Genomic DNA, 13,380 nt, shown 5'->3' on the forward strand with positions numbered 1-13,380 from the left:
TTTTATATTTTAAAGATGAGAAATTAGAAAGTGAGGTTAGCACCAATCGTCCATGTTCTGGCCTGAGGATACACACCATAGTCAACACCAAGTGAAGTACCACCCGATGAAATTTCAGGGTCGAAACCATGATATTTAGTGAAAGTAAACAAGTTCTCTGCTGCTACGTAGAAGCGCAGTGAAGAAACAAACACTTTCTGTGTTAATGCCGCCGGCAAAGTGTAGCCTATTTGAATGTTTTTCAGACGCAAATAACTGCCATCGTAAACATACAAATCAGATGATTGCCAGTTTGTATTATCACCCAGCATAAAACGAGGGATACGGTTAGAAGTACCTTCACCGGTCCAACGGTTCAGCATCCATGAAGGAAGATTAGTAGCAGAGATGTCGGTACGGCGAGTTGCATCATAAATATCATTACCCATAGTACCTTGCCACATCATACTCAAATCGAAGTTCTTCCAACTTACATTCAAATTAAGGCCATAAGTCCAGTCAGGCATACCTTTTCCGATATCGGTACGGTCATCAGCATCAATTGAACCACTTCCATCCACATCCACGAAACGAACATCACCGGGAACTGCGTTCGGCTGTATCAATTCTCCCTTAGAGTTAGTATAAGCATTCACTTCATCCATATTCTGGAATACACCTGCAGTTTTGTATCCATAGAAGTATGGGAAAGGTTTACCATTCTGAGCACGGCTGATTGTACCTGTACCTTGGAAAGAATCAAGGTTTGCCCAACCAGATTCGTTTCCATATTCAATCAGCTTATTCTTTAAATAGGTCAGATTACCACCAATGCGGAAGTTCCAGTCAGATACGCGGAATCTGTATGCTGCTTCCAATTCAATACCACTGTTTTCCATCTTACCTACGTTACCAATCGGTTTGGATTCACCCACATAGGAAGGGATATTCATTTCCATCAACATACCATTGGTAGTTTTCTTGTAATAGTCGGCAGTAAAAGTCAAAGCGTTATTAAAGAAACCAAAGTCAATACCAAAGTCCAACTGTTCTGATTCTTCCCATTTCAGGTCAGGATTAGCGAGTCCACTGGCCTTCACCCCATTGATCACCTTTTCTCCGGCTCCGAAAATGTAATTGTTGCCGGTTGAAGTTAACACAGTATATTTAAAGTTACCTATGTTTTCATTACCGTTCTTACCCCAAGAGAAACGAACTTTTGTAGATGTCAGCCACTCAGGACGTCTCTCCATAAACTTTTCGTTTGTTAAATTCCATCCAAGTGAGAAGGAAGGGAATACAGCGTAGTGATTATTAGATCCGAAACGGGAAGAGCCGTCACGACGGATTGTAACCTGAAACATATACCGTTCGTCATAGTTATAGCTGGCCCGTGCAAAAAGAGAAGCCAATGTAGCTATCTCAGAAGGAGCACCCGCTGCTGTCTGATCACCATCCGCCGCCTGTCCGGTACTTGCATTGATATAAGGACGGCTATAATTGATAATATTGTTACGTGTACCTCTAAGATATGAACCGGTGTTCTTCTTGGCTGACTGACCTAACAATACTGAGAAAGTATGCTTGTCAATCGTCTTATCATACATCAACACATTTTCCAACTGCCAAACAGTCCCGTCATGCTTCTCTGAGTAGGCAGTAGAGCGTGATGAAGCACCACCACTTCTCAAATAGTAAAGAGGAGTATAACCATCATTGCCCCAAAAAGAGAGGTCGGCACCATAAGAAGTCTTGAATTTCAGGTTATCCCATAATTGCAGTTCTGCAGAAAAATTAGCCACAAACTTATGGCTCCAGTTCTTAGCGCCGGGCAAAGAAAGATTAGCAATCGGATTGGTCATTTCACCAAATTCCGAACCGGGAATACTAAAGAGCTTGCCGTTACGTGGATCAAAAATCGGAGTGTAGTCCGTTGTATTAGCATACTTGTCAAGCTGAGCCTGTGCAGCATCTCCTTCATCATAAACGGTCAACATCGGAGATAAAGCCAAAGCAGAACCTAACGGAGATCCCCAAGTGGAATTAGCTTCGATACCGGTACTTTTAATACGGGCATAAGAAAGGTTGGAAGTCACTTTCAGACTGTTCAACCAATTGCGGTTCTTAGATTCATCAAAGAGAGTATATTGTGTATTGCTACGCAAAGTCAGACGCTCATAGTTAGAACGATTAAAGTTACCACCCACAATACCATCTTGGGTATAATAACCAGCTGAGAACAAATAGTTCACCTTATCACTCGCACCACTCACACTCACCTGATGATTCATTACAGGAGCATTATCATTAAATACTTCATTCTGCCAATCAGTTCCCATACCATAAGAGTATGGATCGTTGTATTTGGGAGCTATACCTGCATTAATAGCACCCTCATTCATCATGAGCGCATATTCCGTAGCATTCAGCACATCCCGATTCTTCCATGCACTTTGCCAGCCGTAAGAAAAGTCATAAGTCACTTTCGTCTTACCAATCTTACCGCTTTTAGTAGTAACAAGAATTACACCATTCGCAGCACGCGCACCATAAACAGCACCCGAAGCAGCATCTTTCAGAACTTCGATAGAAGCAATGTCACTCGGATTCAAATAATCCAGACCACCTTCAATAGGCATACCGTCTACAATATAAAGAGGATCGGCTGCACCATTTTCCGTACGAATCGTACCTACACCACGTACACGAATCTGAGCTGCTGCACCCGGCTGACCGGAAGAGGAAGTAACTGTAACACCAGCTGCCAAGCCTTTCAAAGCATTATCCATACGAACCGGAGCTGTATTTGCCAAATCCTCAGATGATACTCTGGCAATAGACGCTGTTACCACACTCTTTTTCTGAGTACCGTAACCAATAACCACTACTTCGTCCAATGCTTCAGAATCTTCTTGCAGAACAATTTTAAGCTCACGCTTGCCATTTACCGGAATTTCCAATGATTTGAATCCTATATAAGAAATAGAAAGGATTGCGTCGGAGGGAACCGACAAAGCAAATTCACCGTCTATACCAGTGATTGTTCCCGTAGTGGCATTACCTTTCACCACCACATTTACTCCAGGTAAGGGTTCATTGTCCGCACCACTTATCACTGTACCTTTTACCTGTATATCTTGTGCATATACAGAAGCTAAGGTAAAGCTTAGTAAAAATAAAACTGATAATAACTTCTTCATAAGTTTTACTAAATTAAGATTAACAATTCTCGGTTATGTTCTCAATCGAACACTGCAAACATAGAGTAAAATGCAATAAAAAAAGCCCTAAGTACCCATTCTTAAATACGTCAATTCAAAATCCAGAATACGTTATCAATACGTCAAAAACAAATAATCAATTGATAATCAATAAGAATACTATACTTTCATCGAATACGTCATTGCATGTTATAGAACATAGAATACTATTTTTCTAAACTACAATAACACTAAAGCCGGGCAATTTATAAAGGAAGTTAATAACAGAAATACGAGAGAATTTAAAGATTATCGGTTGAACAACTCAAAAGTGAATTTGCAACCTATCTCCTTAAATTTCCAGTTGGCAAAGCTGCCAAAGACTCCGAAATCAAAAATATTGGTACCGATGCCATAGCCAACCTCAACATAAGGATTCAGATGCGGAACAACCAAAGCATTCAGATAAAGGCGCTCATTGAGCACATGCTGTGTATACTTCACCAAATGGCGCAACATCAGGAAAGGAGATTCGTATGTCAAATGCCCACGAAGGTATTTACGGGAGGAGTTGTACCACCGCCCGTCAAGCAGCTGGAATACTCCCCCAATTTCATCATTCCATCCTACAGGAAGATTCGAACGGGTAAAGTTAGCAAAATCCACAAAGTATATATCTTTTTGATTGGTAAAAGCGCCCCATCCAAAGCGGAGATAAAAATCACGCATCAATCCCAAAGGAATGGAGTGCTGAATATCTACTTCGACACGCTCATAGGTACCGGTACTCTTAAAAACCCCATTGATGCCCCGCTCCCAGTCCACTGAAATACTGGGATATTTGGAATGTAAGTTCACTTTGCGATCACCATTCATATAATAGTATTGCCCGGGAGTCCACGTCAGACGGACACGCGGAGCAAAACTATTGTATGAATGACGCATTTTCTCTGTCCAATCAGGATAAACTTCTGAAGAGGGCACACTTCTTGAAGCCGACTTGGTGGATACATACATTGAGCGATTGGCTTCCGTACGCTTATGCATGGAGAAACCAACATCCAGTGACAAGCCATTTACAATTTCCCAACTATGGCGCACCTGCAAGTATAAGTCATTAAAGTAATCCAGTTGCACCTGATCAAAATCGAAAACACTATCCGGAATATTTTTCAATTCATCCAACATCCTACTACTATAGATGCGGTGACCATTACCTACGCTGATATGAAGAGCTGCACGCTTGCGTGGCCAGTAATCAAAATCCGACTTTACAGACCAATAAAACTCATTATACTTGAAGTTATAACCCAATCTGGGAACGAGACGCAACAGACGGTCGCCCGTAAAAATACGGTTGTACTTAAATTCCTGCCGATAAGAAAAACCATTCTTCCCGCTATAACTCAGCAAGAAGGGATTGATAAGCGGTGAACAGCGGACACTTCCCAATTTCGAAAGGTCCACCGTATAACGGCTGATAAGTGCATCACCTATCTGCCCCCAGAATTCCAGATTCTTATTTTTGGGTTTCTTATATCGATATGAAGTATCACGGCTCAAAAAGAAATCCTTATATAAATCCTGTTCATGTTCAGTCAACGGAATCGGACGTATGCTCTCGAAATAAGAACTATCTTTCCTGTAGCTATTCGTATCACTGCGTAATGTATAGGATTCCGACAAATCATACTTGCTTTTCAATCTCTTTCGCTCCAACTGTGAAGGGTCTTTCTGAATAATGGTTTTATAATCAAGAGCAGCAATATAATTAGCATCAACCACATTGCCCAAAAAGCGGAAAGTAGCATCCACATCATAATGTACAGGCAAGAACTCATCCGACTCACCCACATCCCCCATACGTATCATATTGTCGAAACGCAACATTTCAGAACGTCCGCTAAAATGCATCTCACGTACACTCCATACATTCTCGCTGACCACCATGTGCCCGCTCACCAACTGAAAACTCTTGCTTTTCGGCTTGAAACTAATCTTATATCGCAAATCATGCACTTTACCCATTACGGAATCGACATGATAAGAATAATATTTCATTGCATTTGGAGCCAGAGGCGAAAGGAGCTTATCATACAATAAGGTAGAAGCATAGACATTAACATGAAAATATTCTGGCAACCTGCCATCCAGCTCCCAAAACTCAGAAGAAGTGCCGACACTCGCTTTTACCTTCTGATCATAAATGTCGGGAGCAGTAAAATGCAAGTCACTATAAGTCTCCATCATATATTCCCTCACTCCTTTCCGGATACGGAACATGGTAGGAATAAAGCGCAAAATATGATTTTTCTTGCGAAGATTCACCTTTCCCTTAATATAAAGATCAGCTCTATAGTCGTCGATAATACTTTCATAAAAAGGGGCAAAGAAGATGACCTTCTTCATAATAGAGTCCGCAGAAAGTAATTTCGCATTGTAAGGGTCAGGGACAAAAGATGCGTGCACTTTCGGACAAGCTGAAAGCAAAAGACATAGCAAGGTTCCTATACAAAAGACATGTTTCAACGATAATACCTCCAAATATATAGGGACAAATATAGAAAAAAAGGTTGTAAAACGAAGGAATAGCCATTTTTTTAATATATACCAAATACATACCAAGCCCGTACCAGATCTGGCTCCAATACAGCATTGATACTCCCAAGAGTAGAAACAGCAAGTATCACAATTTGCACTTTTTGCAATACAAGCAACTCTTTTCAGGGGGTATCTGCAAGAAAAATTGCATTATTTTCAAGAATACCCCCTAAAAAATAGGGGTACTTCCAGAAAAAACATATAATTTTGCACCCAACAATCAACAAAAGGAAGACAAGTATGTCAAAAATGAGATTCTACGCCTTGCAAGAGCTCGCCAACCGGCGCCCTCTTGAAGTTACTACCCCTTCGAACAAATTATCCGATTATTACGGAAGTCATGTGTTTGACCGCAAAAAAATGCAGGAGTACTTACCCCGGGAAGCTTACAAAGCTGTGACAGACGCCATAGAAAAAGGTACCCCTATCAGCCGCGAGATAGCCGACCTGATAGCAAACGGTATGAAGAGTTGGGCAAAATCCCTGAATGTCACTCATTACACTCACTGGTTCCAGCCACTGACGGATGGCACTGCCGAAAAACATGACGGTTTTATCGAATTTGGAGAAAATTCAAATGTAATCGAACGTTTTTCCGGCAAATTACTGATCCAGCAGGAACCGGACGCTTCTTCTTTCCCTAACGGAGGCATACGTAATACGTTTGAAGCTCGCGGATATACCGCTTGGGATGTCTCTTCGCCCGCTTTCGTTGTAGATACCACATTGTGTATTCCCACAATCTTTATCTCCTATACCGGTGAAGCACTGGACTATAAGACCCCATTACTGAAAGCACTGGGTGCTGTGGACAAGGCTGCCACGGAAGTATGCCAGTTATTCGATAAGAATGTGACCCGTGTATTCACGAATCTGGGATGGGAACAGGAATATTTCCTGGTAGATTCCGCCCTATACAATGCCCGTCCCGATCTTTGTCTGACCGGGCGCACGCTTATGGGACATTCGTCTGCAAAAGACCAGCAGTTGGAAGACCACTATTTCGGTTCTATCCCCCCACGGGTAACAGCTTTCATGAAAGAACTGGAAATAGAATGCCACAAACTTGGAATTCCGGCAAAAACACGCCATAACGAAGTTGCCCCCAACCAATTTGAATTGGCTCCAATCTTTGAGAATGCCAACCTTGCCAATGATCATAATCAGTTGGTAATGGACCTGATGAAGCGTATTGCCCGTAAACATAACTTTGCCGTGTTGCTGCATGAGAAGCCTTACAGTGGTGTTAACGGTTCGGGAAAACACAATAACTGGTCACTCTGTACAGATACCGGCATCAACCTTTTCGCTCCCGGTAAGAATCCAAAAGGAAACATGCTTTTCCTCACTTTCTTAGTGAACGTATTAATGATGGTTTATAAAAACCAGAATTTACTGCGTGCTTCTATAATGAGTGCAGGTAACAGTCACCGCCTAGGTGCCAATGAAGCGCCACCCGCTATTTTATCCATATTCCTGGGCAGACAATTATCTGCCACTCTGGATGATATAGTACGTCAGGTAGGAGACGATAAAATGACTGCCGAAGAAAAAACAACTCTTAAATTGGGAATCGGACGTATTCCAGAGATTCTCCTCGACACGACAGACCGTAACCGTACTTCTCCGTTTGCTTTCACCGGCAATCGTTTTGAGTTCCGTGCAGCCGGTTCTTCATCCAACTGTGCAGCTGCCATGATTGCTATCAATGCTGCCATGGCTAACCAGTTGAATGAATTCAAAGCATCCATCGACAAACTGATGGAAGAAGGAATTGGGAAAGATGAAGCCATTTTCCGCATCCTGAAAGAAACTATCATCGCTTCCGAAGCTATCCGTTTCGAAGGAGACGGTTACTCTGACCAATGGAAAGAAGAAGCTGCCCGCCGCGGACTGACTAATATTTGCCATGTACCCGAAGCTCTGATGCACTATATGGACAACCAATCCCGCTCGGTATTGATCGGCGAACGTATCTTTAATGAAACGGAGCTCGCCTGTCGTCTGGAAGTAGAATTGGAGAAATACACCATGAAAGTGCAAATTGAAAGCCGCGTATTGGGTGACTTGGCCATCAATCACATTGTCCCCATAGCAGTCAGCTACCAGAACCGCCTGCTGGAGAACCTGCTCGGACTCAAAGAAATCTTCTCCCCTGAAGAATACGAAGTACTAAGTGCCGATCGTAAAGAACTGATACGGGAAATTTCCAAGCGTGTAACTGCTATCAAAGTCCTTGTACGCGAAATGACCGAAGCCCGTAAAGTGGCCAATCATATGGATAGCTACAAAGATAAGGCTTTTGCCTACGAAGAAAATGTACGCCCATATCTGGAAAAGATACGTGATCATATCGATCACCTTGAAATGGAGGTCGACGACGAGATTTGGCCGTTGCCGAAATATAGGGAATTGTTGTTCACAAAATGATAATTTAGCGCTACGCGCTAAATTAAGTGACGAGCTATGAGCTACCAGTGCACAAGTTGCTGTGCTATAAACCTGAAAGCTATTATATAGTAACTTACACTCACATACCGAAAGCTACTTGTAGCTTGTATCCCGTAGCTTGTCACTTAATTCCATATTTGAAAATTCCTGCCCGATTACTGCATCTTTTCGTGTCTTTTGTGCAATATTTAATTTTTTCTTTTTACATTTGTGCTGTATAACACAGTTTTGCAGCAGTTATGGTAAAAATGAATTTGTCAGACGTGAATGTTCCGGAGCTGATAGCCGATATGTGGGAGCCCCTGAATGAAGAGCAGCGGGAATTTCTCGCGAACCATTTTACGCTCCAGAATTATAAGAAAAATGAGGTCATTCACTGCGAAGGTGAGACCCCGAAATACCTTATGTGTCTCTTGAACGGAAAGGTCAAAATTTATAAGGATGGTGTTGGCGGCAGAAGCCAGATTATCCGCATGATTAAGCCTGTAGAATATTTCGGTTATCGCGCCTATTTTGCCAAAGAAGACTATGTTACTGCTGCTGCTGCTTTCGAACCCTCTCTTATTTGCCTGATACCAATGAGCGCTATCACAACACTGGTTTCACAAAACAATGATCTTGCCATGTTCTTCATCAAGCAGTTGTCCATCGATCTGGGAATTGCCGACGAACGTACTGTCAACCTGACACAGAAGCATATTCGTGGAAGATTAGCTGAATCGCTTCTTTTCCTCAAAGAAAGTTATGGATTGGAAGAAGACGGTTCTACCCTCAGTATTTATCTGTCACGCGAAGATCTGGCAAACCTGTCTAATATGACAACTTCTAACGCTATCCGTACCTTATCACAATTCGCTACCGAACGCCTGATCACGATTGACGGACGAAAAATAAAGATCATCGATGAGGAAAAACTAAAGAAGATAAGTAAAATAGGATAAAGGATAGTGATTGTCTTCCCCCTAAAGGCTATTATTTTTTTCCTCTTCCCTATTTTACCCTATTTATAAACTTAACACACATAAATGCCATGAAAAAAGGATTGAGTGCTTTGCTATTAGCAAGCCTGCTGTGTGCCTCCTCCGGCTGTCAGCAAAATCAAAAAGAGGTAGTGAACGAGTATAACATCGTTCCGATGCCCAATCAAATGACTCCTCAAGAGGGACGTTTTCAGCTGAGTAATAAAGTATCTATCGCCACTGCCGGTTGCATTCCGGAAGTACAAGCCATTGCAGACAGCCTGATCGCCCGTATCCGGTTGACCTCCGGTATCTCTTTGCAAAGTAATCCGCAAGAAAATCCGAAACAACCTGATATACGTTTCGTTACGGAAGATGGAATGCCAAAAGAAGGATACAAGCTTTCTATCACTCCAAATGAAATCACCCTTTCAGCATCCCATCCCAACGGTTTCTTTTATGGAGTACAGACTATATACCAACTGTTGCCGCCTGCTGTTTATGGAGAAACAATAGTGAAACGTGCTAATTGGTCTCTGCCCGCTGTCGAAATAGAAGATTCTCCCCGTTTTCCTTACCGTGGTTTGATGCTGGATGTATGCCGCCACTTCTCCACCACCGATTATATTTATAAATTCATCGATATGCTTGCCATGCATAAGATGAATACTTTCCACTTCCACCTGACAGATGACCAGGGCTGGCGAATAGAAATCAAGAAATACCCGAAACTACAGGAAGTAGGTTCAAAACGGAAAGAGACACTGATAGACTACTACTATGTAAACTGGCCGCAAATCTTCGATGGAAAAGAACATGGCGGATACTATACCCAAGAGGAAATCAAAAATATAGTAGCCTATGCAGCAAGTAAGTATATCACTGTCATTCCCGAAATAGAAATGCCGGGACATGCCATTGCAGCCCTTGCCTCCTACCCTGAACTGTCTTGCAGACCGGATACGACATACGAAGTAACCGGCACATGGGGTGTGTTCGAAGAAGTCTTCTGTCCCAAAGAAGAAACATTCCAATTCCTGGAAGGTGTATTGGATGAAGTTATTGAATTATTCCCCAGTTCATATATTCATATTGGCGGTGACGAATGCCCCAAGGATGCCTGGATGAAATGCGCACATTGCCAAGGATTAATCCAAAAGTTAGGTCTGAAAGACGACACCACTCCGAATGCCATTGACGGTAAGAAGCATACGAAAGAAGAAAAGCTGCAAAGTTACTTCATCACCCGTATGGAAAAATACCTCAACAGTAAAGGACGAAATATCATAGGCTGGGATGAAATCCTGGAAGGCGGACTGGCTCCCAATGCAACAGTCATGTCCTGGCGCGGTGTAGAAGGCGGTATCACAGCTGCCAAAGCCGGGCATGATGCAATTATGACTCCGAGTCCGTACGCTTATCTGGACCAGTACCAAGAGGAACCGGAAACTGCACCGACTACTATCGGTGGATATAACACACTCAAGAAAACATATAGTTATAATCCTGTCCCCGATGATGCGGAAGAATTAATAAAAAAACATATTATCGGTGTGCAAGGCAATATCTGGAACGAATATATGCAGAATGACGAACGCCGTGACTACCAAGCGTTCCCCCGTGCCATAGCCTTGGCTGAAACTGGCTGGACGCAAAACAGCAGAAAAAACTGGAACAGTTTCCGGAACCGCATGATAGAAGATTTCGAACGTATGGACGTTATTAATGTGAAAGCTTGCCGTAATTTCTTTGATGTAAACATCAACACTCATGTATACGACGGAACATTGAAAGCTGTACTGGAAACATTCTATCCGGATGCTGAAATCAGATATACAACGGATGGAAGTGCGCCGACTGCCAAATCCGAACTTTACACACAACCCTTCATCTGGGAAGGCAACATAGACTTACAGGCAGCCGCCTTCAAAGGTGGTAAGATGCTGGGCAAAGTAAACGGTAAAAAACTGTATGCAAACCTGATAAGCGGAAAACGATACACTACCACTCCTCATTGGGGCTGGATGAGTGGAGATATCTTCGGAGAAAACGATGTATTGGGCACAGATACCACTACACTGGGATTGACCAATGGAAAACGAGGTAATATCGCTTCTTTCACACCGTGGGTGGCTTTTAAACTGAACGAGAAAAACAACAATGAACTCGTATTCTCTGTAGATATGGAGAAACCGGTCACTATCAGTAAGGTCGTTTTCGGTACACTTTATAATCCTGCTTTCCGTGTTCTGCCTGCAAGTGCAGCCCGTGTAGAGGTATCAACTGACGGTAAGGAATTCAAGGAAATAGCTCAGGCATCCTACACTCGCGAATATCCGGAGCATGGCAGAAAAATGTTCACCGATACGCTGGAATGTACGCCTACCGAAGCACGTTACATCAAGGTGACATTGAAGAGCAGTGGAACATTGCGTAATGGTATTGACTGCCGTAAAGACTCACCAGAAGATATTATTCCTTCAGACTTATATGTAGATGAGATAGAAGTATATTAAAAGAGAAAAGCTCCGGATTGCAAGACAATCCGGAGCTTTTCTCTTTTAATATGAAGAATTTAGATCAAGCATTTGGATGAAAGATATCTTTCCGCTTCAAGTGCCGCCTTACAACCGCTACCCGCTGCCGTAATAGCCTGACGATAATGTGGATCAGCAATATCACCGGCCGCAAACACACCCGGCACTTTCGTACGAGGGCTATCGCCTTCTGTTATGATATAACCTGTTTCATCCGTATCCAGATACGCCTTGAAGATATCCGAATTCGGCTGATGACCAATAGCCAGGAAAAATCCATCAATAGCCAAATCATAACGTTCTTCATCCGGTTCACCCATATGTTTCACCAGATGAACACCTTCTACACCGTTCTCTCCAAACAAACCTACGGCATTATGTTCAAACAGTACATCGATATTTTCATGCTTCATCACACGCTCTTGCATGATCTTAGAAGCACGTAAGAAAGGTTTTCTCACAATCAGATAAACCTTCTTAGCCAGTCCGGCAAGGTATACAGCCTCTTCACAAGCCGTATCACCACCACCCACTACTGCCACCACCTTTTTGCGGTAGAAGAAGCCGTCACAAGTAGCACAAGCGCTGACACCCATACCGGCATATTTCTTTTCATCATCCAGTCCCAGATATTTAGCGGTAGCACCCGTAGCGATAATCAACGTATCTGTTTCAATCACTTTTTCTTCATCAATCGTCACTTTATATGGAGCTGCACTCAGGTCAGAAGCAGTTGCAATACCGAAACGCAGGTCTGCACCGAAACGTTCTGCCTGCTTGCGCAAGTCATCCATCAATTGTTGACCACTGACTCCTTCCGGGTAACCGGGAAAGTTCTCCACATCTGTAGTAGTTGTCAACTGACCACCCGGTTGCAATCCTTCATAAAGTACCGGAGAAAGGTTGGCACGCCCTGCATAAATAGCTGCAGTATAACCGGCCGGACCAGAACCTATAATCAGACATTTTACTTTTTCTGTTTCCATCATATCATTTTATATTAATAATTCATCTTAAATCAATCACTTCGGCAGTCGGATACACCTTCTTGTCGAAAGTGAAAAGATTATCATTGTAAGATTCTCCTGTTTTATAAGATGTAATGCGGATAGCTACGCTATTCCCACCTTTCTGAGTCATACTGATACACAGAGGTTGAAGAGTATCTTTTGTCACATAGATAATAACACACTGCAAATCCTGTTTTCTGTTAGAAGCTGTCAGTATCACTTCATAAGCAGGTTTACCCCCATAAGTATCAGCTTTACCCAACTTCATGTGATACCCTTGTTTATAAATGGACAATAAGGCATAAGGGTTAATGCTTTGCAACTCTTCGGGAGTAGGTTCGGAGATATTCACTTCGTCACTGTTAGTAAGATAACTCCATTGCGTACGACCGTCAAACCAGGTCTTCACGCCATCTGCATCCAACAGGAACTTTTCTCCTTTCAAACGGATAACCCCTGTAGAACTTCCTTGCAAGATACTTTTAGCATACGTCTGAACCGTAAAATCAGCCTGAATACCTCCCGCCTGACGGAAGGCAGTAGCTGTACGATCCAATATATCTTGAGCATCCAATTTCTGTGCCGAAAGCGGTAATGCCAGACCGAACAGGCAGATACAGATTAAAAGAACATTCTTCATCAT

The 13,380-nt window shown here is 42.7% G+C and carries 8 protein-coding genes; 4 read left to right on the top strand and 4 right to left on the bottom strand.

Going from position 1 to position 13,380, the window contains the following annotated elements:
- Positions 1-23: 23 nt before the first annotated feature.
- Positions 24-3,179 carry a SusC/RagA family TonB-linked outer membrane protein gene (locus BACINT_RS19460; protein WP_007666312.1) on the bottom strand — a complete coding sequence of 1,052 codons (3,156 nt, stop codon included), beginning with the start codon at positions 3,177-3,179 and terminating at the stop codon, positions 24-26.
- A 35-nt stretch (positions 3,180-3,214) separates the two neighbouring features.
- Here BACINT_RS19460 and BACINT_RS24860 point away from each other — a divergent pair, with 35 nt between their 5' ends.
- On the top strand, positions 3,215-3,418 hold the full coding sequence (locus BACINT_RS24860; RefSeq protein WP_115502499.1) for a restriction endonuclease subunit S: 204 nt from the start codon (positions 3,215-3,217) through the stop codon (positions 3,416-3,418).
- A 70-nt stretch (positions 3,419-3,488) separates the two neighbouring features.
- On the opposite strand, the gene BACINT_RS19465 is transcribed toward BACINT_RS24860, so the two are convergent.
- Positions 3,489-5,588, bottom strand: a complete 2,100-nt coding sequence (locus tag BACINT_RS19465) for a DUF5686 family protein (RefSeq protein ID WP_007666313.1) — start codon at positions 5,586-5,588, stop codon at positions 3,489-3,491.
- Between the two features lie 432 nt (positions 5,589-6,020).
- On the opposite strand from BACINT_RS19465, the gene BACINT_RS19470 reads away from it, so the two are divergent.
- The 3 genes from BACINT_RS19470 (at position 6,021) to BACINT_RS19480 (ending at position 11,706) form a co-directional block, all read left to right on the top strand.
- Entirely contained in the window at positions 6,021-8,210 is a 2,190-nt protein-coding gene (locus BACINT_RS19470) for a glutamine synthetase III family protein (RefSeq protein WP_007666314.1), read from the top strand.
- Positions 8,211-8,470: 260 nt separating this feature from the next.
- On the top strand, positions 8,471-9,172 hold the full coding sequence (locus BACINT_RS19475; protein WP_007666315.1) for a Crp/Fnr family transcriptional regulator: 702 nt from the start codon (positions 8,471-8,473) through the stop codon (positions 9,170-9,172).
- Positions 9,173-9,261: 89 nt separating this feature from the next.
- Positions 9,262-11,706, top strand: a complete 2,445-nt coding sequence (locus BACINT_RS19480; RefSeq protein WP_007666316.1) for a glycoside hydrolase family 20 protein — start codon at positions 9,262-9,264, stop codon at positions 11,704-11,706.
- A 59-nt stretch (positions 11,707-11,765) separates the two neighbouring features.
- On the opposite strand, the gene trxB is transcribed toward BACINT_RS19480, so the two are convergent.
- Entirely contained in the window at positions 11,766-12,716 is a 951-nt protein-coding gene (gene trxB / locus BACINT_RS19485; RefSeq protein ID WP_007666317.1) for a thioredoxin-disulfide reductase, read from the bottom strand.
- A 19-nt stretch (positions 12,717-12,735) separates the two neighbouring features.
- Positions 12,736-13,380 (bottom strand): LolA-like putative outer membrane lipoprotein chaperone, encoded by a 645-nt coding sequence (locus BACINT_RS19490; protein WP_007666326.1) that lies wholly within the window; start codon positions 13,378-13,380, stop codon positions 12,736-12,738.

This window comes from Bacteroides intestinalis DSM 17393 (assembly GCF_000172175.1).
In the GTDB taxonomy this organism is placed as follows: Bacteria; Bacteroidota; Bacteroidia; order Bacteroidales; family Bacteroidaceae; genus Bacteroides; species Bacteroides intestinalis.

Bases quoted from the DNA above. Each gene is read 5' to 3' on its own strand.
- BACINT_RS19465 (WP_007666313.1), bottom strand. From the start codon at position 5,588: ATGAAGAAGGTCATCTTCTTTGCCCCTTTTTATGAAAGTATTATCGAC.
- BACINT_RS19460 (WP_007666312.1), bottom strand. From the start codon at position 3,179: ATGAAGAAGTTATTATCAGTTTTATTTTTACTAAGCTTTACCTTAGCT.
- BACINT_RS19475 (WP_007666315.1), top strand. From the start codon at position 8,471: ATGGTAAAAATGAATTTGTCAGACGTGAATGTTCCGGAGCTGATAGCC.
- BACINT_RS24860 (WP_115502499.1), top strand. From the start codon at position 3,215: ATGTTCTCAATCGAACACTGCAAACATAGAGTAAAATGCAATAAAAAA.
- BACINT_RS19490 (WP_007666326.1), bottom strand. From the start codon at position 13,380: ATGATGAAGAATGTTCTTTTAATCTGTATCTGCCTGTTCGGTCTGGCA.
- BACINT_RS19470 (WP_007666314.1), top strand. From the start codon at position 6,021: ATGTCAAAAATGAGATTCTACGCCTTGCAAGAGCTCGCCAACCGGCGC.
- trxB (WP_007666317.1), bottom strand. From the start codon at position 12,716: ATGATGGAAACAGAAAAAGTAAAATGTCTGATTATAGGTTCTGGTCCG.
- BACINT_RS19480 (WP_007666316.1), top strand. From the start codon at position 9,262: ATGAAAAAAGGATTGAGTGCTTTGCTATTAGCAAGCCTGCTGTGTGCC.